Source organism: Dyella sp. (assembly GCF_051954575.1).
Classification (GTDB): domain Bacteria; phylum Pseudomonadota; class Gammaproteobacteria; order Xanthomonadales; family Rhodanobacteraceae; genus Dyella_B.
The window spans coordinates 111,330-134,192 of record NZ_JBQCHP010000028.1 but is presented as its reverse complement, the minus strand read 5'-3'; the positions used below and the strand labels follow the sequence as shown (position 1 = coordinate 134,192).

The 22,863-nt window shown below is 62.6% G+C and carries 19 protein-coding genes; 8 read left to right on the top strand and 11 right to left on the bottom strand.

Going from position 1 to position 22,863, the window contains the following annotated elements; genetic code table 11:
• Positions 1 to 55 precede the first annotated feature (55 nt).
• Entirely contained in the window at positions 56 to 2,107 is a 2,052-nt protein-coding gene (locus tag ACTHNE_RS03910) for a S9 family peptidase (protein ID WP_440268603.1), read from the top strand.
• 63 nt (positions 2,108 to 2,170) lie between these two features.
• Here the strand turns inward: ACTHNE_RS03910 and ACTHNE_RS03905 are convergent, their stop codons facing one another.
• Positions 2,171 to 3,253: a PA0069 family radical SAM protein gene (locus ACTHNE_RS03905; RefSeq protein ID WP_324947354.1), complete on the bottom strand. Its 1,083-nt coding sequence runs from the start codon at positions 3,251 to 3,253 to the stop codon at positions 2,171 to 2,173.
• Between the two features lie 41 nt (positions 3,254 to 3,294).
• Positions 3,295 to 5,484, bottom strand: a complete 2,190-nt coding sequence (locus tag ACTHNE_RS03900) for a hypothetical protein (protein WP_324947356.1) — start codon at positions 5,482 to 5,484, stop codon at positions 3,295 to 3,297.
• 174 nt (positions 5,485 to 5,658) lie between these two features.
• Here ACTHNE_RS03900 and ACTHNE_RS03895 point away from each other — a divergent pair, with 174 nt between their 5' ends.
• The 4 genes from ACTHNE_RS03895 (at position 5,659) to ACTHNE_RS03880 (ending at position 9,657) form a co-directional block, all read left to right on the top strand.
• The gene (locus tag ACTHNE_RS03895; protein ID WP_440268602.1) at positions 5,659 to 5,862 is read left to right on the top strand and encodes a hypothetical protein; all 204 of its coding nucleotides are present in this window, start codon (positions 5,659 to 5,661) and stop codon (positions 5,860 to 5,862) included.
• Positions 5,863 to 5,992: 130 nt separating this feature from the next.
• On the top strand, positions 5,993 to 7,933 hold the full coding sequence (gene acs, locus ACTHNE_RS03890; protein ID WP_324947360.1) for an acetate--CoA ligase: 1,941 nt from the start codon (positions 5,993 to 5,995) through the stop codon (positions 7,931 to 7,933).
• Between the two features lie 295 nt (positions 7,934 to 8,228).
• Positions 8,229 to 8,873: a 4'-phosphopantetheinyl transferase family protein gene (locus ACTHNE_RS03885; RefSeq protein ID WP_440268600.1), complete on the top strand. Its 645-nt coding sequence runs from the start codon at positions 8,229 to 8,231 to the stop codon at positions 8,871 to 8,873.
• 40 nt (positions 8,874 to 8,913) lie between these two features.
• Positions 8,914 to 9,657: a pyridoxine 5'-phosphate synthase gene (locus tag ACTHNE_RS03880; RefSeq protein WP_324940138.1), complete on the top strand. Its 744-nt coding sequence runs from the start codon at positions 8,914 to 8,916 to the stop codon at positions 9,655 to 9,657.
• Positions 9,658 to 9,843: 186 nt separating this feature from the next.
• Here the strand turns inward: ACTHNE_RS03880 and ACTHNE_RS03875 are convergent, their stop codons facing one another.
• From ACTHNE_RS03875 to dnaA, 9 genes are all read right to left on the bottom strand, one after another.
• Positions 9,844 to 10,263, bottom strand: coding sequence for an ExbD/TolR family protein (locus ACTHNE_RS03875; RefSeq protein WP_324940141.1), 420 nt, complete (start codon positions 10,261 to 10,263; stop codon positions 9,844 to 9,846).
• 6 nt (positions 10,264 to 10,269) lie between these two features.
• Positions 10,270 to 10,692: an ExbD/TolR family protein gene (locus tag ACTHNE_RS03870; protein WP_324940144.1), complete on the bottom strand. Its 423-nt coding sequence runs from the start codon at positions 10,690 to 10,692 to the stop codon at positions 10,270 to 10,272.
• 10 nt (positions 10,693 to 10,702) lie between these two features.
• On the bottom strand, positions 10,703 to 11,479 hold the full coding sequence (locus ACTHNE_RS03865) for a MotA/TolQ/ExbB proton channel family protein (RefSeq protein WP_324940147.1): 777 nt from the start codon (positions 11,477 to 11,479) through the stop codon (positions 10,703 to 10,705).
• Between the two features lie 50 nt (positions 11,480 to 11,529).
• A complete protein-coding gene (locus ACTHNE_RS03860; RefSeq protein ID WP_414649714.1) occupies positions 11,530 to 12,189 on the bottom strand; it encodes an energy transducer TonB in 660 nt (219 codons plus the stop codon).
• Positions 12,190 to 12,414: 225 nt separating this feature from the next.
• Positions 12,415 to 13,713 (bottom strand): tetratricopeptide repeat protein, encoded by a 1,299-nt coding sequence (locus tag ACTHNE_RS03855; RefSeq protein WP_440268598.1) that lies wholly within the window; start codon positions 13,711 to 13,713, stop codon positions 12,415 to 12,417.
• 310 nt (positions 13,714 to 14,023) lie between these two features.
• On the bottom strand, positions 14,024 to 16,438 hold the full coding sequence (gyrB, locus tag ACTHNE_RS03850) for a DNA topoisomerase (ATP-hydrolyzing) subunit B (protein ID WP_324940155.1): 2,415 nt from the start codon (positions 16,436 to 16,438) through the stop codon (positions 14,024 to 14,026).
• A gap of 76 nt (positions 16,439 to 16,514) precedes the next feature.
• On the bottom strand, positions 16,515 to 17,594 hold the full coding sequence (recF, locus tag ACTHNE_RS03845; protein ID WP_324940235.1) for a DNA replication/repair protein RecF: 1,080 nt from the start codon (positions 17,592 to 17,594) through the stop codon (positions 16,515 to 16,517).
• Between the two features lie 89 nt (positions 17,595 to 17,683).
• Positions 17,684 to 18,784: a DNA polymerase III subunit beta gene (gene dnaN, locus ACTHNE_RS03840; RefSeq protein ID WP_324940157.1), complete on the bottom strand. Its 1,101-nt coding sequence runs from the start codon at positions 18,782 to 18,784 to the stop codon at positions 17,684 to 17,686.
• A gap of 273 nt (positions 18,785 to 19,057) precedes the next feature.
• Positions 19,058 to 20,401, bottom strand: coding sequence for a chromosomal replication initiator protein DnaA (gene dnaA / locus ACTHNE_RS03835; RefSeq protein WP_440268596.1), 1,344 nt, complete (start codon positions 20,399 to 20,401; stop codon positions 19,058 to 19,060).
• 181 nt (positions 20,402 to 20,582) lie between these two features.
• Between dnaA and rpmH the strand changes: the two genes are divergently transcribed.
• Genes rpmH through yidC form a run of 3 tightly spaced genes read left to right on the top strand, consistent with a single transcriptional unit; the run spans position 20,583 to position 22,863 of the window.
• Positions 20,583 to 20,717 (top strand): 50S ribosomal protein L34, encoded by a 135-nt coding sequence (rpmH, locus tag ACTHNE_RS03830; RefSeq protein ID WP_007510029.1) that lies wholly within the window; start codon positions 20,583 to 20,585, stop codon positions 20,715 to 20,717.
• Between the two features lie 15 nt (positions 20,718 to 20,732).
• Entirely contained in the window at positions 20,733 to 21,113 is a 381-nt protein-coding gene (rnpA, locus tag ACTHNE_RS03825) for a ribonuclease P protein component (RefSeq protein WP_440268595.1), read from the top strand.
• 34 nt (positions 21,114 to 21,147) lie between these two features.
• Positions 21,148 to 22,863: a membrane protein insertase YidC gene (gene yidC, locus ACTHNE_RS03820; RefSeq protein WP_440268594.1), complete on the top strand. Its 1,716-nt coding sequence runs from the start codon at positions 21,148 to 21,150 to the stop codon at positions 22,861 to 22,863.

Here is a 22,863-nt window from a genome sequence, read left to right as displayed (position 1 = left end):
GCCAGCCACAGAGCTGCTAGCGTGCGGCTTTCCTGTGTCCGCGGAACGCACCGCCATGCTCAAACCTTCCCGTCTCCTGTTGCCGCTCCTGGCCGCCTTGCTCGCGCCGACCGCGATGGCCGATACGCACGGCGCTACCGATCCGCGCATCGAGGCCTTGCTTACCCAGCTGGGCAAGGTACGCGACATCAATGAAGTGGCGCTGTCGCCGGACGGGCATCACCTGGCCTGGGTGGTGGAGACGCAAGGCAAGCCGGGCATCATGCTGGCCGATGCCGACGGCAAGCATGCGCGCAGCATCGGCCTGGCGGCCAAGCCCGGTACCTGCAGCGAAGAAGGCCTCGCCTGGGCGCCAGATTCGCAGCACCTGGCATTCCTCTCCAATTGCGCCAGCAGCCGCAGCGGCATGGGCGGCGGCAAGCAGCCGGACATCTATGTGTTCGACACACAGTCGGCGGGCAAACCGGACCATTTGGCCAGCCTCAACGGTTTCGCGCATGCGCTGAGTTGGTCGCCGGACGGCAAGACGCTGGGCTTTCTCTATGTGGAGGGCGCCACGCGCCGCGCCAGCGCATTGGCGGCGGCGAGACCCTCGCTTGGCGAGATCGGCGTGGAAGGCATCGAAGTGCAGCGCGTCGCCAGCGTGCCGGCGCAGGGCGGCGCGGTGCAGCAGCTCACGCCGGCCGACAGTTACGTCTATGAATTCGCGTGGGCGCCCGATAGCGCGCGCGTGGCGTACGTCGCGGCGCCGGCGCCCGGCGACAACAACTGGTGGATCGCGCGGCTTTATGTGCAGCCGGCCCAGGCGGGCGCCACACGCACGACCGTGGTCGATCCAAAGACCGTCAGCGGTCCGTTGCACGGCCTGCAGGTCGCGCTGCCGCGCTGGTCGCCGGATGGTTCGCGCATCGCCTTCATCGGCGGCCTGATGAGCGACCAGGGCGCCACGGGCGGCGATCTCTACAGCGTGCCTGCCGCCGGTGGCGCACCGACCTTGCTCACACCCGGCATCCACGTCACGCCGTCGTGGTTCACCTGGAAAACGCCGCAGTCGCTGCTGATCAACCAGTTCAGCAACGGTCACGCGCAGCTGGCCGAATACAGCGTGGATGCGAATCGCGCGCAACAGCAGCGCGTGCTGTTCACCGCGCAAGGCAATGTAGGCGACGGCAGCGCGATGATGGCGCTGTCGTTCTCCGCCGATCATCGACAGGTGGCGTTCGAGCAATCGTCGTTCGATGTGGCGCCCGAGGTTTACGCCGGCGTCGTGGATAATGGCGCGCCGTCTGCCGTGACCGCGATCAACGCGACGCTGAAGCCGAGTTGGGGCAAGTCCGAATCCGTCGAGTGGGATAACGAAGGCTTCCACGTGCAGGGTTGGTTGATCTATCCGCTTCACTACGATCCCAGCAAGCACTATCCGATGATCGTCAACGTGCACGGCGGTCCTTCCGCCGTGGTGCTGCCGCGCTGGCCGGTGATGGGCGCCAGCTTCGGGCCGTTCGCAGGGCTGGGCTATTTCGTGTTCATGCCCAATCCGCGCGGCAGCTATGGGCAGGGCGAGGCGTTCGTGCAGGCCAATCGCAAGGATTTCGGCTATGGCGACCTGCGCGATACGCTCGCCGGCGTCGATGCGGTCGAGAAGAAAGTACCGGTGGACGATCATCGCCTCGGCCTTGCCGGCTGGAGCTACGGCGGTTTCATGAGCATGTTCGCGCCCACGCAAACGCAGCGCTTCCGCGCCGTGGTGGCCGGCGCAGGCATCGCCAACTGGCAGAGCTATTACGGGCAGAACCTGATCGACCAGTGGATGATTCCGTTCTTCGGCGCCTCCGTGTACGACGATCCGGCGGTGTATGCGAAGAGCTCGGCGATCAACTTCATCAAGAACGTAAAGACGCCCACCCTGATCGTGGTGGGCGAACGCGACGCGGAATGCCCGGCGCCGCAATCGTTCGAATACTGGCATGCCTTGCGCACGCTGGGCGTGCCGACCACGCTGGTGGTGTATCCGAACGAGGGGCATCACTTCGTCAACCCCGAGCATCAGCGCGATTTGCTGCAGCGGGCGCTGAACTGGTTCGAGAAATATCTACCCCCGCAGTAGGTTGGGGTGCAAACCCCAACATCGTTCACACAGTAATGTTGGGGTTCACACCCCAAACCTACCTCAGAACAACTCGCCCTGCGGCGACAACTTCCGCGGCGGCACGAAGCGTGACGCATCCAACTGCAATTCACGCGCACGACCAAAGCCATGGCGGCGGCATGCCACTTCAAAACGCCGCCGCAGCAGTTCGGCAAACACACCTTGCCCGCGCATGCGCGTGGCGAAGTTGCTGTCGTAGTCCTTGCCGCCATTGACCTGCTGCACCAGGCTCATCACGTGTTCCGCGCGCTCCGGCGCGTGCAGGCTGAGCCATTCGCGGAACAGCGTCTTGAGTTCATACGGCAAGCGAACCACGGTATAGCCGGCGCAGCACGCGCCTGCATCGGCCGCCTGCTCGAGCACGGCTTCCATATCGCGATCGTTCAAGGCGGGAATGATCGGCGCCACCAGCACGCCGACCGGCACGCCGGCTTGCGCTAGTGCACCAATCGCTTTCAGCCGGCGGTGCGGCGCACTGGCACGCGGTTCCAGTTTCGCGGCCAAGTGATTGTCCAGCGAATTCACCGAGACGAACACTTGCACCAGGCCCTCGCGCGCCATCGGTGCAAGCAGGTCCAGATCGCGTTCCACCAAGGCGTTCTTGGTAACCAGCGTGCACGGATGATGGCATTGGGCCAGCACTTCCAACGCGGCGCGCGTAAGCCGCCAGCGTTTTTCGATCGGCTGGTACGGATCGGTATTGCTGCCGATATTGATGGGGCTCACCACATAGCCGGGCTTGGACAGTTCCAGGCGCAACACCTCGGCCAGGTTGCTCTTCGCGCGCAGCTTGGTTTCGAAGTCGAGGCCGGGTGATAGGTTCAAATAACTGTGGCTCGGCCGCGCATAGCAATAAATGCAGCCATGTTCGCAGCCGCGATACGGATTCATCGCCGCCGTAAAGGCGATATCCGGCGAATCGTTGTGCGTGATGACACTGCGCGCGCGCTCCTCGGTGACCTGCGTGCGCGGACGCGGGCGCTCTTCATCCAGCACGGCATGCTGCCAGCCATCGTCTTCGGCGTGATGCCGAACGCTTTCGAAGCGCCCTTCGGGGTTCGATGCGGCGCCGCGACCTTTGAATGCGTGGGGAAGATCGGCCATCGCGGCATGATGCACCGGCTCCATCTCAAGCGGCGCGACACTCAGGGCCCCTTGGCCTGCTTGAGCTGCTGCGCCAGCCAGTCGGCCATCGCATGCATGGGATAGTTGAGCGCGAGCTGCCGGCGCATTTCCGCGAACACCGGCGGCGACATGGTCCAGCCCAGCGGTAGTGGGTAGTTGCCCGGACAAAGCCGCATATGCCACAGGATGTCGCCACGATCGGGCTCCGTGGCATCGACCTGCAGCGACGCCAGCAATTCCGATCGCGCGTATTCGCCGCGCGCATCGCGTGTTTCCATCAGCGCGACGAGCGGCGCGGTGGCTTCGCCGTAGCTGTGTTGCTCGGTGCTGCTCGGCGCGCGTGGGCAAGCGGCGGAATACATCGGCAAGAACTGCTTCGGATCGTGCGCATCGACGAAGTCGTGCAGACTGGGATCGTTGCTGATGTGGATCACGATGACATGCAGCGGCTGGCCTTCGGCGGCGGCGATGGCGCGCACATGCTGCATCAGTTCCAGCAGGGTCGTCGCACCGGAATTTTCGAAATAGCCGCCATCGGCCAGCTGGAACGAAGCGGGCGACGGCGAGCTGTCGCTTGCGGTCTGCAAGGTGCCGACGGGGCTCAGATAGGTGAAGCGCGCACTGTTGAGCACGACTTCGCTGAGCGGAATGCGTGGATCCAGCCAGCGCGAGCCGTCGTATGCAGTGGACCATGGATTGTGCGCAAACGGGCGGAAGGGATGCTGCACGAAGCGCCAGCCTTGCCCCACGGTGGTGCTGGTGAAGAACAGCGCCGGCGCGTTGGTGCTCACGTCGCCCGTGACGTTTTCATACATTGCGGAAAACGGCTGCGCGAGCGCATCGATGCCCTGGTCCTGCGCTGCCTGTTCCCATGCGCGGGTGAGTGCGCGGCCGCGATCGTTGAACAAGGCGCCCGGCAACCAGCGTTGCGTGAAGTCGATGAACCAGGCGTTTGCCATCACCGGCGCGAGGAAGTCATGGTCGAGCATGTTTTCGCCGCGTGTTTGCGCAGATAAGCCGGTCTGCGGTGGCGCCTGCAATGCGGCGACATAGGTGGCCAGACCCAGGCTGCCGCCGGAGACGCCACTGCCGGCGAACAGGTAGCGCTCGAACATTGGCTCGGTGCCGTGCGGCGGCAACGCCTGATCGACAAGCGTGGTCCATTGCGTCAGGACCATCGCCGTCCACGCCGCGCTACGCAAACCGCCACCCTCGGCAGACACCATGATTACCGGACAGGCACGCTGGGGCGTGCAGCGGCTTTGCAGCCAGGCCTTGGCGTAGGCGTCGAAGTCCGGCCGATGATCGGGTGGCGCTGCATCGGGACGTTGATGCGTGCTCATCGCCGGGTATTGGCGCACGCGATGGTTGTCGTTGAGATGCAGCATGTGCAGGCTCGCCGCCACCACCGTCATCAAGGTGAGCAGCGGCACGCCATGCCGGTCGGCGAGCATGCACAGGAATCCCCCGCTCATGCAGAAGAAGCTGGCCGATAGCAGCGACACGGCGAGGGCGCCCATGCCATCGAACTGGCGCGGCTGGAGCGCCACCAGCACGGTAATGAAGACGTTCAAGATCAATACCGCCAGGAACACGCTCAACGGCACCGTGCCCAGCGCGGCGAGGGACGGTGCGCGCGGCTCGATGGCCTTGTCCGCGCGCTCGGCGGCGGCCTGCAGCACGCGCTGCCGGCCGATGAAGAATACGATCATCGCCGCCGCCACCATCAACAGGCCCGCCGTGCGCCAGTTGCGCCGCAGGCATTCGGCCTGGGTGGAGCACATCGCATGGGGCGTGGTGCGCAACGCCACGACGTAGCCGAACAACACCAGCATCGGCACCAGGATGCCAAGGGTCCTAGGTATCCATCGCCGCAACGGCGCGGCGCGCGGATCCTGCAGGGCCGGCCAGCGCGGATAGACCAGTCGATAGGCCTGGTGCGCGGCGTACCACACGGCGAGGCCGGCCAGCGCGCTGGTCGCCAGCAGGAACAGGTAGCGGGTGCTGCTGGGATCGGCCCACATGGCGATCAGGAACAGCTCGGCGGCCTGGTCCACGTTGCTGATGACGACGCCGGCGAAAACCAGCACCAGCAGCGAAACGCGGATCGGCTTGCAGTGATCCAGGCCGATGATCAGCCAGTCCACGACCTTCAGCCATACGAGCCGCGCGTTGTGCGAGCCAGGAGTGGGAGGTTTGTGCTCAGCCATCGTTCCCTGAGTGCGCCCATGCCGAACCGGCTTCCATCTTACGGAGATGCCGTGTATCGGGCAGGTGCATGGGATCGCAGTTCCGCCGGTGGCGGCGGCGGTATGATGGTTTTGTTTCGGGGGAGTTCGCGTTCGAGGCCTGTCATGCGCTGGTTATTGCTTTGTGCGACCGGGTTGTCGTGGGTTCTTTGCGTCACGCGCCACAGTGCGGGCGCCTTCGGATTCTGGCTGCTGATGGGCATCGTGGGCGCAATCGCGACTGTTTTGGGTTTTGCGCAGGCGCGTATCGAAGCCAACGCGCAGCCGGAAATGCTGCTCGATCTGCCCGTGCGCCGGCCGCCGCCGGAACCGCCGCAGGAACATCCTCCGCAGCCCTGAATGCTGCACTGCAGCTTTGTCGGTTTAGCCATCCAAACGCTACACTCGGGCGGTTGACACGGCGCCGAGGTGCCGCGCGCGATTATTCACCGAGTGCGCTCCCGGCAAACCGGCGAGCAGGAGGCAAAACATGTCAAAGGTCTATCCGGTCGATCCGGCCTTCGCCGCCAAGGCGCGCATTCGCAAAGAGGATTACGAGCGGCAGTACGCCGAATCGGTGAAGGATCCGGAGCATTTCTGGGGCCGCGTCGCCGAACGGCTGGAATGGGCGAAAAAGCCCACGCATATTCGTGATGTTTCCTTCGATCCGAACAACCTGCATATCCGCTGGTACGACGATGGTCAGCTCAACGTGTCGGCCAACTGCCTGGATCGTCACCTGGCCACGCGCGGCGACAAGACCGCGATCATCTTCGAGGGCGACGATCCGTCCGAATCACGGCGCATCAGCTATCGCCAGCTGCATGCGGAAGTGTGCAAGTTCGCCAACACGCTGAAGCACCTGGGCGTCGACAAGGGCGATCGCGTAGCGATCTATATGCCGATGATTCCTGAGGCCGCGGTGGCGATGCTTGCCTGCGCGCGCATCGGCGCCATCCACTCGGTGGTGTTCGGCGGTTTTTCGCCCGATTCGCTGGCCGGACGCATCGCCGATTCCACCGCCAAGGTGGTGGTGACGGCGGACGAAGGCGTGCGCGGCGGCAAGAAGATTCCGCTGAAGGCCAACGTGGATGCCGCTCTCCAGCGTCCCGGCACCAACAGCGTGGAGACGGTGATCGTGGTGCGCCGCACCGGCACCGCGGTGCCGATGCAGTCGCCGCGCGATCGCTACTACCACGTGTTGATGGAAGGGCAATCGGCCGAATGCCCGCCCGAGCCGGTGGAAGCGGAGCATCCGCTGTTCATCCTCTACACCTCCGGCTCGACCGGTAAGCCCAAGGGCGTGCTGCATACCTCGGGCGGCTATCTGGTCTACGCCAGTTTTACGCATGAACTGGTGTTCGACCTGCGCGAGGACGACGTTTACTGGTGCACCGCCGACGTGGGCTGGGTCACTGGGCACAGCTATGTGGTGTATGGCCCGCTCGCCAACGGCGCCACCACGGTGATGTTCGACGGCGTACCGAACTTCCCCGACTACAGCCGTTTCTGGCAGGTGGTGGACAAGCACAAGGTGACGCTGTTCTACACCGCACCGACTGCGATTCGCGCGCTGATGCGCGAAGGCGAGGCGCCCGTGAAGAAATGCTCGCGTGCCAGCCTGCGCCTGCTGGGATCGGTGGGCGAGCCGATCAATCCCGAAGCGTGGGAGTGGTATCACCGCGTGGTCGGCGACGGGCGTTGCCCGATCGTCGATACCTGGTGGCAGACCGAAACCGGCGGCATCCTGATCACGCCGCTGGCCGGCGCCATCGACGCGAAACCCGGTTCGGCCACCTTGCCGTTTTTCGGCATCAAGCCGGCAGTGGTGGATGCTGGCGGCGCGGTGCTCGAGGGCGCCGCGGAAGGCAACCTGCTGATCACCGATTCCTGGCCGGGCCAGATGCGCACGGTGTATGGCGATCATCAGCGCTTCATCGAGACGTATTTCAAGGCCTATCCCGGCAATTACTTCACCGGCGACGGCGTGCGCCGCGATGAGGACGGCTATTACTGGATCACCGGCCGCGTGGATGACGTCATCAACGTGTCTGGCCATCGCATCGGCACGGCCGAAGTGGAAAGCGCGCTGGTGGCGCATCCGAAGGTCGCCGAGGCGGCGGTGGTGGGCTGCCCGCACGAGATCAAGGGCCAGGGCATCTACGCCTATGTAACGCTGGTCGCCGGCGAGCAGGGCAATGAGGAACTGCGCAAGGAGCTGGTCGGCTGGGTGCGCAAGGAAATCGGACCGATCGCTACACCCGACTACATCCAGTGGGCGCCGGGCCTACCGAAGACCCGCTCGGGCAAGATCATGCGCCGCATCTTGCGCAAGATCGGCGAGAACCAGCCGGATCAGCTTGGGGATATTTCCACGTTGGCCGATCCGGGAGTGGTGAAGAATCTGGTGGAGGAGCGCTTGATTCGCTGAGTTGTGCGGGGTGACAGGTCCTTCTTTCCCCGATTAGCGTCGAACCTCAGCTTGCCGAATGTTCCCCTCCCCTACGTGTAGTAGGGGAGGCCAGGGTGGGGTGAAGCAACCTCGCGATACATTGCAACGATGCGGCAAGCTCGAACACCCCACCCCGACCCTCCCCTGCATGCAGGGGAGGGAACTGTTATTCGTGCGGCTGAAATTCAACGCATGGAGAGAGACAGAAAGCGACGGATTCGAGCCGATTGGCCTGCGCTTGTGAAAGCCCACAACGTTCCGGCAGCATGCGCGTATGCGCACCGTGCAAGGCCAGGACGTCACCGACATCGCTGCCGACCTGGGCAACGATCAAATCCACGTATGGCAGCTTCGCTACGAAAAAGCGCAGCGGCGTGAGCCGTTATGCGCGCTGCTCGGCATGTACCTCGACATGCCCGCGCATGCGGTGACGCTGATCGACGGTGAACATGGCCGGCCGGAACTCGCGGAGCCCTCGCAGCGAGCGTTGCAATTCAACTGGTCGCACAGCGGCAACACGGCATTGATCGCCGTGGCGCGCGATGTCACGCCCGGAGTCGATCTCGAGCGCGTGCGGCCTCGTGCACATGCCATGCAACTGGCGCAGCGCTTTTTTCATCCGGAAGAAGTCGCGGCATTGGCGGCGCTGCCTCCATCGAAGCAGGAGGCGGCGTTTCTGCAGCTGTGGACGAACAAGGAAGCGGTACTCAAGGCGACGGGGCGTGGCATTGCCTTTGGCCTGGACCGCCTGCGTCTGGCGGTAGCGCCCGCGTCGCCGCAGGTCATCTGGCTGGACGGCGACGATCCGGCGCAATGGCAGCTCCATGCCTTGTCCGCCGGGGTCGGTCATGTCGCCAGCCTTGCCTGGCGGGGGCCGGACCGGAGCATTGCGCATTGGACACTTGCCGACAGCGCCTGAACGGAGCACTGTGTTCGGCCCACGATTTGTTCCCGACTCCATGACTCTGCTCAGCGTCAATCTCAACAAGATCGCCGTACTGCGCAATTCGCGCGGCGGCAACGAACCGGACATGGCGCGCGCCGCGGTCACTTGCATCGAGGCCGGCTGCGGCGGCATCACCGTGCATCCTCGCCCGGATCTGCGCCATGTGCGTCCCGATGACGTGCGCGCGCTGGCTGCGATCCTGCGTGGACGCGTGGAGTACAACATCGAGGGCAACCCATTTGCCGCGCCTCGCGGCGCCTACCCCGGACTGCTAGCACTGGCGCGTGAAGTTCGCCCCACCCAGGTGACCCTGGTACCGGACAGCGACGGCCAGATCACCTCCGATCACGGTTTCGATCTGGCGCAGGATGCGCAACGGCTACGCCCGCTGGTCGCCGAGCTGCGCGAGTTGGGTTGTCGCGTGAGCTTATTCGTCGATCCAGGCGCTACGGGATTCGAGCATGCCGTGGCGATCGGCGTGCAGCGCGTGGAAATCTATACCGGCCCTTATGCGCATGCCTTTGCGGAAGGCGACGCCAAGGAGCAATTGGAGTTGTGTGTCGAGACGGCTCGTCGTGCCCAGCAGGCTGGGTTGGCGGTCAATGCCGGGCATGATCTCAGCCAAGCCAACCTCGGCACCTTGCGCGTCGCCATTCCGGGACTGGCCGAGGTCTCCATCGGCCACGCGCTGATTGGCGAGGCGCTGTACGAAGGCCTCGCCGCTACGGTGCGCAAATACCTGCAGATTCTTCGCTGAACGATGGCCGTTTAGACGGCTATTTGGTGTTGCCTTGAAATGCTCAGGCATGGCCCTGCCGGGACGCTATCCCAGCCTACCCGTATAAAGACTTGGAGCCGCAAAACAGAAACCCCCGCATGCGCGGGGGTTCTGTGGGTAACGCTGGTTTGCTTAGGTTGAACTGTTCCGATTCAACCGCCGCTGTTACTGCCCGGTACTTTCGGTAAAGCCGATCTTGTTCAAGCCATAGCTCTTCGCATCGGCCAGCACGCGTGCGACCACCTGGTAAGGCACCTGGTCGGCCGCATCGATCTGCACTTCCGGTTGGTCCGCCTCGGCCTTGGTCGAGATCACCGCGATCTGCGTCTTCAGCTGCGCCTCGTCCACCGGCGTGTCGTTCCAGTAGAACGCACCGGACTGATCGATCTTCAGATGGATCGGTTCCGGCGGATTCGACGGCGGAATCACGTTAGGGTTCGGCTGCGGCAGGTCGATCTTGACCTTATGGGTCATGATCGGCGCCGTGATCATGAAGATGATCAGGAGCACCAACATCACGTCGACCAGCGGCGTGACGTTGATGTCGGCCATGGGGCCTTTGCCACCACCTGTACTAAATGCCATGGCACATCACTCCTTGCCGGTCGTCATGAAGCCGACGTGGACCAAACCGGCATCCTTCGCTTCGCCGAGAGCCTTACGGACCGCTTTGAACTCGGTGTCATGCGCCGCACGAATCTGCAGTTCAGGCTGCGGCGAATGGTTGGCCAAGGTCGCAAACTGAGCCTTCAGCTCGACATCCGTGATCGGGTTCTGGTTGTCTTGGAAATACATGCTGCCGTCTGACTTGATCGCCAGATCGACCACCTCAGGCGGAGGAGTCTTCTCTTCCTGGTGCGGGTTGGCCGTCGGCAGCTTAATCGTGATCCGGTGCGACATCAGCGGTGCTGTGATCATGAAGATGATCAGCAGCACCAGCATCACGTCGACCAGCGGCGTGACGTTGATTTCCGACATCGGCGAGCCGGATTCGTTTCCGGAGCTCATCGCCATGGGTCAACCCTCACTTCTGAGTCGGAGCGACGCCTTCGACGCGCGCACCGGTGGCGAAGAAGTCGTGCAGGTCGTGCGCGAATTCGTCGAAGCGGGCGTAGGTCAGGCGGTTGGAACGGGTGAAGAAGTTGTAGGCAAGCACGGCCGGGATAGCCACGAACAGACCGAAGGCGGTCATGATCAGCGCTTCACCCACCGGGCCAGCCACCGCTTCCATCGAAGCATTGCCGGAGGCCGCGATACGGATCAGGGCGTGGTAGATACCCCACACGGTGCCGAGCAGACCGATGAACGGAGCGGACGAACCGACCGTCGCCAGCAGGGTCATGCCGCCTTCCAGACGCAGGCTTTCGCGAGCGACGGCCTGACGCAGGGCGCGATCGATGAATTCCGAACGGCTCAGCGATTCGGCAAGACGGCCGCCGCCGGCAGAAGCCTGCTGGTGGTGGGCCACGGCCGAAGCGGCATCGAGGGCGATCTTCGAGAAGGGCTCGCCCTTGGGCTGGGCTTCCAGCTCACGGATCGCGTCCTGGGTGGAGTTGTTGGACCAGAAGCCGTTGATGACGCCATCGGCGCGGCTGCGGACCATCGAGTTACGAATGGCGTTGGCGACGATGAAGTACCACGAGGAGAACGACATCACCACCAGCACGATGAACACGATCCAGCCGAGTGGGTCGAAGTGGTGGATAAGGTCGCCGAAGCCCATCTGTTGCATGGCCTGGGCGTTGGCGTTGCCACCCAGAGCCGGAGCGGCATCGGTCGGAGCAGGAGTTTGTTGGAACATAAGCGCTACCCTTGGGAAAGTCAGGCGTTAACTTTAACTGTAATGAGGTATTACAGCTGATTGAGATTGAAGTTGACGGGTACGCGTACGTAGCCTTCAACCTTTTTACCGTTTTTCATCTCAGCATTGAAACGCCATTTCTGGGCTGCCTCAATTGCTGCGCGATCCAGCTCGCGGAAACCACTGGACTGTTCGACCTTGATGTCCTTAGGCGTGCCATCCACGGCCACCAGAATCAACAGCGTCACGGTGCCTTCGTGCCGTTGGCGAATCGCCTGTGGCGGGTACTTCGGCTGCATGCGGCTGTTGTAGCTGATGTCCTGGCTTGCCGTGATATCCGCAGGCGGCGCGGGCGGCGCCGGCGGAGCCGGCGGCGGCGACGGTGTCGGATTGGCCGACGCTTCCTGCACGGCCGGCGGCGGAGCCGGCGGTGGCGGAGTCGGCGGCGGCACCACCTGCTTGATGATCTTCGGCGGCGGCTGCTTCGGTGGTTCCGGCGGCGGCGGCGGCGGGGGAGGCGGTGGCGGTGGCGGCTCGATGAAGTTCACCTGCACGATCTTTTCTTTCTGAACTTCAGCCGTTTTGGGCGGAGCTGCAGGCGCGATCAGTATGAGGAACGCAAATGCATGCAGCGCAATGGCTACCGCCAACGCCCATGTGCGCCCCCAACTGAACGGCTTAGTGCCGGTATCTTGGTTACTTGAGGCCATCTGTCGCTTTCAATCAGGAGCTAATGGATATCGGAATCGAGGTCGCAGCATCCATCGGCAAAAGTCCGCTCCCATAAAGGGTGACATTTGCCACTGGACAACGCGGGAAAAGTCCAACGGTACAACAGCACATGGCGTTTGTATAGCTTTTGTGTAGGTCTAAGATGGCAATCTTTTGGACGTCCATCTGACCACACTAAAACGTTTTCGCCAGGTGCTTTTCAATCAACCGCCGATGTTTGCATCCTTCAACCATTTCTTGGCTTGTGCGGCGGTTTCCGGATCCTTTTCAGCTTCCATGACTGCGGTGGCTGCAGCTGCCTTGTCCTTCAGGCCGATGTTCGCCTGGGCCAGCGCCATGTAGGCCTTGCCCTTGTGCTTCACACCCTTGCTGATGGCTTGTTGCAGCAGCTGCTTGGCCTTGCTGTTTTCGTTCTGGGTGACCAGCGCGACGCCCGCCTTGTAGGCCGGTTCACCGTCGCTCGCCAGCGGCACGGCCTTCTCATACGCCTCGGCTGCCGCACTGGCGTCGCCGCCGATCATGTGCGCATCGCCCATCAGCACATAGTTTTCAGCGCTGGCTTTCACCACGCCTTTGGCCATGCCATCTTGCAGCGTCTGCACAGCTTTCTCGGAGTCGGGACCCGGATCCTGCGTGGCCTGGTCCTGGGCTTTATTCATATAAAGCTTGGCCATCGTCACGTAGTCGTTTTCCGAGCTCACAAGGCCTTTGGATTTGCCGTCTTCCATCAACTTCAACGCGTCGTCGTACTTGTTCATCTGGATGTCCAGACTCAGCGCGTTGTGGAAGCTGGTGGGATCGGTTGGTGCGGAGGCGGCCTGCTGCTTGGCGATCTCGGCAGCCTTGTCCTTTTGACCGGAATCGTTGTAGGCCAGCATCAGCAATTGGTTCCAGCGCGGATCGGCCTTGGCGCCCGCCATCGACTGCGCCTGCTTGATGGCGGCAATCGCCTCGGGATATTTCTGCATGCGGTAATACGCTTCGCCTTCCAGCGCATGCGATTCGGGCTTGTCGTTCTTGCCTTCGTTGCGCCACTTTTCGACCGTGTCGATGGCCTGCTGGTATTGCTGATTGATCAGGTAGAACTGGGCCAGTTCGAGTTCCAGTGTGAAGTAGGTGTCGTTCGGCATGACGCCGTTGTCGAGTGCGCGCTTCAACATATCGATGCCGCCGGGCACATCGTTGTTCAGCGCATGCACGCGGGCCAATCCTTGCAATGCCAATGCCTGCACATACTTGCTCTTGCTGCTGTCGATGAGCGGCTGCAGCAGCTGCGTGGCCTGGTCTTTGTTATTGGCCTGTACGGCATCGAGTCCCTTGCTGAGCGCTTCCTGTTCCTTCTTGTCGGTCAGATCCAGCTTGGGTTCTTTGCGGGTCGCATTGGGATATTGCGGGGCCGCTTTCTGATCGCCCGACGAGTTGTCGCTCGCTAGCGCCGGAGTGCTCGCCAACATCAGCGCAAACGCCGCGCCGGCCAGCATCTTCAGGGAAGCGTGATTCATAGCGTTCCTCAAAATGGAAAGGAGTCGAATTTTGCGCACGAGCTGTGCGGGGGATCACTGAGATTAACCCGACCGTGCTATCGATAACAAGCTGCATTGCCGCATTAAACTTTCTTAAAAATCAGCGAGTTAGAACGTGGTCGCCATACGGCGCCGCATTGCGGGCCGAAATTTGCCCGAAACATGAGCAGGAGCATCCGTAGATGGTCGTGACGGGCGTGTGTATGTCTGTAACGACGTATTAATGCGCTAATGCATCAGCGGGCCGGTGCGGCGCCGTGAACAGCACGGCGCCGCTGGTTCGATCGCATCAAATATCGAGGTTGGCAACCTTCAGCGCATTGGCTTCGATGAAGTCGCGGCGTGGTTCGACCGCCTCGCCCATCAGCATCGAAAACATCTGGTCGGCGGCGATGGCGTCCTCAATGCCCACCTGCAGCATGCGGCGCGTTTCCGGATTCACGGTGGTTTCCCACAGCTGCTCCGGATTCATTTCGCCCAGGCCCTTGAAGCGCTGGATGGTGCGGCCCTTCTTGGCTTCATCTAGCAACCAGCTGCGTACGTCGGCGAAACGTAGCACGCCGCGCGAGGCGTTGCCGCGTCGGACCACCGCATCGGCCTGGATCAGGCCCGCCAGCTGCTGGCTGATGGCGAGAATCGGCCGGAACTCGGAGCCGGCGAAGAACGGCTGCGGCAGCAGCCAGGTATGGCTGAGACCGTGCTGGTCGCGCACCACTTCGATCGCCGCCGGCTGTTCGCCATGAGCGGAGCGGAACGACAGCCGATAGCGCGGCTTGCCCAGCCCGCTGGAAGCGAGATTGCGCGCAACGCCGTCCAGCCAGGCTTGCATTGCAGCAGCATCTTCCCAGTGATGCGCTTCGATCGCAGGGTGTTCGAGCATGGCGCTCAGCACGTTCGCGTCGAAGCGATGACCCAGGCGTTCGATCTGGTCCAGCGCGGTCTGGTAATCGCGCAGCAGCTTTTCCAGCGCTTCGCCGCTGATCGGCGGCGCTGCCGGGGCGTAGGTGAGCTCGGCGTTGTCGACCGCGCTGGAAATGAGGTACGCGTTGAGCGCCGCATCGTCCTTCAGGTACAGCTCCTGCTTACCCTGCTTGAGTTTGTACAGCGGCGGCAGGCCGATGTAGACGTGGCCGCGCTCGATCAGGTCAGGCATCTGGCGATAGAAGAAGGTGAGCAGCAGGGTGCGGATATGCGAGCCGTCCACATCCGCGTCGGTCATGATGATGATGCGGTGGTAACGCAGCTTGTCGGGGTTGTAATCCTCTTTGCCGATGCCGGTGCCCAGCGCGGTGATCAGCGTGCCGACTTCAGCCGAAGACAGCATCTTGTCGAAGCGCGCCTTCTCCACATTGAGAATCTTGCCCTTCAGCGGCAGCACGGCCTGCGTCTTGCGGTTACGGCCCTGCTTGGCCGAGCCGCCTGCGGAGTCACCCTCCACCAGGAACAGTTCGCACAGCGAGGGGTCCTTTTCCTGGCAATCGGCCAGCTTGCCCGGCAGGCCGGCAATATCCAGCGCCCCCTTGCGGCGCGTCATCTCGCGGGCCTTGCGGGCAGCCTCGCGAGCGCGCGCGGCATCCACCACCTTCACGGCAATGGCCTTGGCCTCGTTCGGGTGCTCGAGCAGGAATTCGCCGAGCTTTTCGTAGACCACCTGCTCCACCACTGTCTTCACCTCGGACGACACCAGCTTGTCCTTGGTCTGGGAGGAGAATTTCGGATCGGGCACCTTCACCGATAACACGGCGATCAAGCCTTCGCGCATGTCGTCGCCCGAGAGTGTGACCTTGGCGTTCTTGGCCAGGCCTTCCTTCTCGATATAGGCCTGGATGGCGCGCGTCAGCGCGGCGCGAAAACCCGTCAGATGGGTACCGCCGTCGCGCTGCGGGATGTTGTTGGTGAAACAGAACGTCGTCTCCTGGTAGGAGTCGGTCCATTGCATGGCCAGTTCGACCGTGATGGCGTCCTGTTGCGCCGTCAGGCTGATGACGTTCGGATGCAGCGCGGTCTTCAACTGCGCCAAGTGCTGTACGAAGGACCGGATGCCGCCTTCGTAGGCAAACGTATCGGCGCGCCCTTCCCCGCGCTCATCGCGCAGATCGATGGTGACGCCGGAGTTGAGGAACGCCAGTTCGCGCAGGCGCTTGGCCAGGATCTCGTAGTGGAACTCGATGTTGGAGAAGGTCTGCGGGCTGGGCAGGAAGCGCACGGTGGTGCCGCGGCGCTCGGCCGGGCCAACCTGCTTCAGCGGATACATCGGTTCGCCCAGCTGGTATTCCTGCTGGTATTCGTGCCCGTTGAGGTAGATGTTGAGCCAGAGGTGATCGCTGAGCGCATTCACCACCGACACGCCTACGCCGTGCAAGCCGCCGGACACCTTGTACGAATTCGCGTCGAACTTGCCGCCGGCGTGCAGCACCGTCATCACCACTTCGGCGGTGGAACGGCCCTCTTCCGGATGCATGTCGACAGGAATGCCGCGGCCGTTGTCCTGCACGCTGACGGAGCCATCGTCGTGAATGGTCACGATCACGTGGTCGCAGTAGCCGGCCAGGGCTTCGTCGATGGAGTTGTCGACGACTTCGAACACCATGTGGTGGAGGCCAGTGCCGTCATCGGTGTCACCGATGTACATGCCTGGGCGCTTGCGCACCGCTTCGAGGCCTTTGAGTACCTTGATGCTGTTCGAATCGTAGGATGCGTTCATGCAATAACCATGTTCCGACGCCAGTAATCCCGCCCGGTGCGGCGCCATGAGGGCCGGGCGAGATGCAACCGGTCAATTATAGCAGGGGCGTCAATGCGCCCTGTTCCACGTGGAACAGTCTTACCGGCGTGTGTTCCAGCACCGTGGGCAGTTCTGTGCCCGTAATCAGCACCTGGGCAGACGTCTGCCTTAGGCTGGCGACCACGGCGACTTGATGAGCCTGGTCGAGCTCCGACGCCAAGTCATCCAGGCACACGATCGGCCATTCTCCCCGGTGCTTCGCATCCAGCCACGCCTGGGCCAGTACGCAAATCAGTGCGGTCAGCTTTTCCTGGCCGCGCGAAAGATGCTCCCTCTGCGGAGCGTGCTGGAAAGAAAGCGACCAGTCCGCCCGATGAGCGCCTGAGGTGGTGTGCCCCCTGCCCTGGTCACGAAGGCGCTGCGCAGCGAGCACATCGACCAGGTTTTCGCCATCCGCCCAGCCGGGCCGGTAACGAAGCTCCACATCCCCGAGCTCTGGGAGCAGCTGGGCCGCTTGCTCCCGAAGAAACGGCAGCAAGGCATCCAGGTAGTTCCTGCGCCAGCGGTCGATCAAACTGCCCATGCGCGCTAGCTCGTGCTCCCACGGGCCCACAAGGGCATCGTCCAGGGCCGACGAGCTGCGCAGCAAACTGTTTCGTTGCTTGAGCGCGCGCTGGTACCTGCGCCATGCGGGCAGGAATTCGTGTTCCACGTGGAACACCCCCCAGTCCAGAAATCGGCGCCGTTCGTCCGCCGCGCCAGCGATCAGTGCATGTGAACCAGGTTCAAAACAGACAACGGCGCATTCACGGATGAGTTCCCCTACCGAAACATCTGCGCTATCCAGGCGAGCGTTCCAACGGGCGCCTTCCCGGCCCAGCCCGAGCCGATGTAGGACAGCGTCCTCGTGCCGCACGCTTGAAAAAATGTTCAAACCGGAAGCACCCCGCTGCACCAGGGCTTCCCGCGCACCGCTGCGAAAGGAACGACCATGCGAAAGCAGGAAGGCCGCTTCCAACACGGAGGTCTTGCCTGCTCCGTTGGCGCCGACCAGCACATTGAAGCCAGGCGCGAGCTCCAGCGTCGCTTCACTCACGCAACGCAATCCCTGCAGCTGCAGACGCTCCAACCTCATGAACGGCACACTCCCAAACGACGACGCCGGAGCTTTGGGCTCCGGCGTCGAGTGGGCAACCACTGTCTGCTATCGAGCATCAAGGCTATTCAGAGCCGCAACGGCATGATCACATGGCGAGATTGCTCGCTTTCGCCTTCCTGCACCAGGCAGCTGGACTGCGCATCGCGCAGGCTCAAACGGGCCTTTTCACCACGCAGCGCTGCCAACGCATCCAACAGATAACCCACGTTGAACCCGACGGTGAGATCCGAAACGCCGGTCTCGGCTTCGACCTCCTCCACCGCCTCTTCCTGTTCCGGGTTGTGCGCGACGATGCGCAGCTTGCTGGGCGAAAACTCCAGCTTTACGCCGCGGTATTTCTCGTTCGAAAGAATCGCTGCTCGCTGCAACGCCCCGCGCAACACTTCGCGATCGAGCGTGGCGGTCTTGTCCGCACCCAGCGGAATCACCGCTTCGTAGTCCGGGAAGCGGCCATCGATCAATTTCGAAGTGAACACGACTTCGCCGCGGCGCACGCGCAGATGATTCCGGCCGAACTCCAGCTCCACCGAACCGTCGCCCGATTCGAGCAAACCAACCAGCTCATTGACGCCCTTGCGCGGAATGATGATCTGCCGGCGCGTGGAAACCTTGCTGTCGAGCCGCGTTTCCTTCAGTGCCAGGCGATGACCGTCCGTCGCCACGCAACGCAATGCGTGTTCCTGCAGATCCAGCAACATACCGTTGAGGTAATAGCGAACATCCTGATTCGCCATCGCGAATGCGGTGCGTTCCATCAGATCGCGCAGCACTTCCTCGGGAAGGCTCACACGTTCGACCAGTTCTATTTCGTCGACGGTCGGAAATTCAGTGGCTGGCAGCGTGGCGAGCGTGAAACGACTGCGTCCGGCGTTGAGCGCGACACGATCGCCATTCTGTTTCAGCTCGATCTTCGCACCATCCGGCAGTGCGCGAACGATGTCGAACAACTTGCGCGCTGGGATGGTGGTTTCACCGTCCACCAGCTTTTCCGCTTCGGTGGCGGCAACCATTTCGACTTCCAGGTCGGTGCCGGTGAAGGACAGTTTGCCGCCTGCCACTTTCACCAAGAGGTTGGCCAGTACCGGCAGCGTCTGACGACGTTCCACGACACCGACGACCTGCTGCAGGGGTTTAAGCAGAGCTTCTCGTTGGATGCTGAATTGCATGTTTGTGCTTTCCCTATCCTGCAGTTCTGTTTTTAAAAGAAGAATGGTGGTTGCTGCTGGGGGCGTGGATAACTTGAAAAGTCCAAATTATCCTTAAGATACAGAGGGTTGCCACAGATCCCCTTGTGCCTTGAACGCTTCGCGACTTGTGCATCGCCGGTGGATAACTTTGGCGGGTCAAGGCGTCTTCATATTATCCACAGGATACCCGCCTACTTTTCAAGCACTTGTTCAAGTATGCACTGCGACGAGATCGCCCATCGCCTGCATTGCTTAACCGGTGAGGCTGCGAATCAGCTGTTCCCAGTCCTGGCGCATGCGCGTATCGGTCTCGCAAATCTTGCGGATGGTGCGGCAGGCATGCAGCACCGTGGTGTGGTCGCGGCCGCCGAAGGCTTCGCCGATTTCAGGCAGACTGTGTTCGGTCAATTCCTTGGACAAGGCCATTGCAATCTGACGCGGCCGTGCCAGTGAACGCACGCGACGCTTGGAGAGCAGATCCTGCAGGCGCACACCGAAATATTCGGCGACGATCTTCTGGATGTTCGGCACCGTGACCGCTTGCGCGTGCGTGGCCAGCAGATCGCGCAAGGTTTCCTCCGCGAAATCCGTGGTAATCGGACGGCCGTAGAAATTGGCGCGGGCGGCGAGCGTGTTGAGCGCACCTTCCAGATCGCGCACGTTGGAACGGATGCGCTTGGCCAGCAGCATCGCGACGTCCTCGCTCACGCGTACGCCCTTATCGTGCGCCTTGGCCAGCAAAATTGCAGCGCGGGTTTCGAAATCCGGCGGCTCGATCGCCACCGACAAGCCCCACCCCAAGCGCGATTTCAGGCGCGGCTCAAGCTTGTCGACCTCCTTGGGATAACGGTCGCAGGTCAGGATGATCTGCTGCTTGGATTCGAACAATGCATTGAAGGTGTGGAAAAACTCTTCCTGCGTAGTGTCCTTGCCGGCGAAGAACTGGATATCGTCGATCAAGAGCGCATCCACCGAACGGAAGCGACGCTTGAATTCGTCCATGCTCTTGGTGCGCAGCGCTTCGATCATCGAGCCCACGAACTGCTCCGAGCGCAGGTACAGCACCTTGAAGTTCGGATTGTGCTCGCGCATAAGGTTGCCGGCGGCGTGCATCAAGTGGGTCTTGCCCAGGCCCGTGCCGCCGTACAGCAGCAGCGGGTTGTAAGCGCGCCCAGGGTTCTGCGCCACCTGCATCGCAGCGGCCTTGCCGAGCTGGTTGGACTTGCCTTCCACGAAGGTCTCGAAGGTGTAGTGCGGGTCGAGGTTGTGGTGAAAATGCACCGGCGCCGCTTCCGCAACGCTGCCCACTTTGGCGACCGGCGCCGACATGGGACGGCCGGCGTTGTTTGCGGCACCACTGCTGGAACCCACTTCCAGCCGCACCGGCAGGCTGTGCCCGTTGAGCAAGGCCAGCACGGCCTCGATGCGCGGCAGATAACGGTCGCGAACAGCATCCAACGTGTAGGGATTTGGCGCGTAAAGCTGCAAACCTTCCGCATCGTCACGCGCCTGCAGCGGCATCAGCCAGGTGTGCAGGTCCTCGGCGCTCAATTCACCTTCAAGACGCTCCAGACAGCGCCGCCACAAGTCACTCATGGATACTTTCAACCACAGCAGGGGCGCTTTCGCGCAGGGTGGACCGGGAAGTCTACCAGCAGGAACGGGGCAACTATCCACACGGATATCCACAAGCTTCGAGCGCCGCCACATTTGACATGAGGCGGTCCGATTGCGCATACTCCGCGATCTTTTTCACCCATACACTTAGGAGGAAGCCATGAAGCGGACCTTCCAGCCCAGCAAGCTCAAGCGCGCCCGCACGCACGGCTTTCGTGCTCGCATGGCCACGGCCGATGGTCGCAAGGTGCTCAATGCACGTCGCGCCAAGGGCCGTAAGCGCCTGATCCCGTAACAAGCGACCGCGTCCATGGGCACCGCCGGCCTGCCGCGCAAGGCGCGGATTCGCCGAGCCGGTGACTTTGCGGTCTTGCGTCAAGCCAGCGGTCGCCTCGGCGGCCGCTGTTTTTCTGTGCGCTATCGGCACAACGAACTGGGCCACGCGCGGCTCGGTCTTGCCATTTCCAAGCGGGTCTCCAAGCGCGCGGTGGATCGCAATCGCATCAAGCGATTGGTACGCGAGTCATTTCGCCGCGCCCGCCACACGCTGCCTCCGGTCGACTTGATGGTGATGGCGCGCGATCAGGCCTGCGCCCTGCCCGGCGCCGTACTGCTGGCCGAGCTCGATGCGCTGTGGCGCAAATTGCCGCCGTTGAAGCGTGAAGGCGACACCTCCACAATGGCGTGCTGACCTTCCCTCTTTCCGTCCTTCGCCTGGGTCCCCCATGGCAGGGCCTTATCCGGATCGCTACGCGATGAATCAAACGCGCACCTTCCTACTCTTTGCCCTGCTGGCTGTGGCGTATCTGTTGTTCCAGCAATGGGAACAGGATTACGGCCCGCACCCGCCTGCGCAAACCACGGCGAGCAGCAGCACCGCTGACAACAACGCCACGCAGGGCACGCCGCCGACGATCGCCAACAGCGCCGGCGGCGAAACGGGAACGGCCCAGCTCGTCACCGTCAGCACCGACGTGCTGCGGCTGACCATCGATACACGTGGCGGCAGCATCGTGCGTTCGGAGTTGCTGCAATACCCGGTGACGCCGCGCACGAAGAAAGATCCCAACCCCGCGCCGATCCGCCTGCTCGACGATGGCGCCAACGATTACTTCGCCGCACAAAGCGGATTGGTCAGCGCTGACGGCGCAGCGCCCGATCATCGCGCGATCTTCCAGGCAGCCCAGACCAGCTACGAGCTGGCTCCCGGTCAGGATGCGCTGAATGTCGACCTGACCTGGACCGACGCTTCCGGCATCAAGGTCGTCAAGCGGTACGCCTTCCATCGCGGCAGCTACGTGATCGATCTCGACCAGCAGGTCGACAACGGCAGCGGCAAGCCCTGGAACGGCCAGGCGTATCGCCAGCTGCAGCGCGTGGATCGCCCGGCGCCGGTCTACAGCAACTTCCTACAGCGCATTTCCGACCAGTCGCGCTACGGCTTCTTCGGCGCCGCGTGGTACAGCCCGGAAGAAAAATTCAACAAGCTGGAATTCACCGAGTTCCAGAAAAAGCCGCTGGAGCAGCGCCAGGTGACCGGCGGCTGGGTGGCCATGATGCAGAACTACTTCCTCGGGGCGTGGATTCCGCCAGCGAAGGAAACCGACAGCTACTCCACCGCCGTCATCGACCAGGCCAACGGCAAGCCGCACTACGTGATCCGCAGTGTCGGCGCGCAGTTCAGCGTGGCACCGGGCCAGCAGGCCAGCAGCACGGCGCGGCTGTATGTGGGCCCGAAGCTCTCCGATCAGCTCGGCGCCATTGCGCCGGGACTGGATCTGACCACCGACTACGGCATGCTGAAGATCTTCGCCGAGCCACTGCACTGGACGCTCGCGCAGCTGCACAAGCTCACCGGTAACTGGGGCGTGGCGATCGTGCTGCTGGTGCTGCTGATCAATCTGGCCACCTTCAAGCTCACCAATGCACAGTTCGAATCGGCCAACAAGATGCGCAAGCTCAAGCCGCGCATCGATTCCTTGAAGGAACGCTACGGCGACGATCGCCAGAAGATGCAGCAGGCGATGATGGAGCTGTACAAGAAGGAAAAAGTGAATCCAGCCGCTGGCTGCTTCCCGCTGCTGATCACCATCCCGATCTTCTATGGTTTGTATTACGTGCTGCGCGACAGCGTGGAACTGCGCCAGGCGCCGTTCTTCGGCTGGATCCACGATCTGTCCGCCGCCGATCCGTACTTCGTGCTGCCGGTGCTGTACACCATCGTGATGCTCGCGCAGCAGTGGTTGATGCCGGTGCAGCCCGGCATGGATCCAGCGCAGCAGAAGATGATGAAGTTCATGCCGCTGATGTTCGCGGTGATCTTCCTGTTCTTCCCATCCGGCCTGGTGCTCTACTACGCGGTCAACGGCATCTGCCGCCTGCTGCAGCAGTGGTGGATGATGCGCCGCGCCGACGCCGCGCCGGCCAAGGCGGCCACCTGA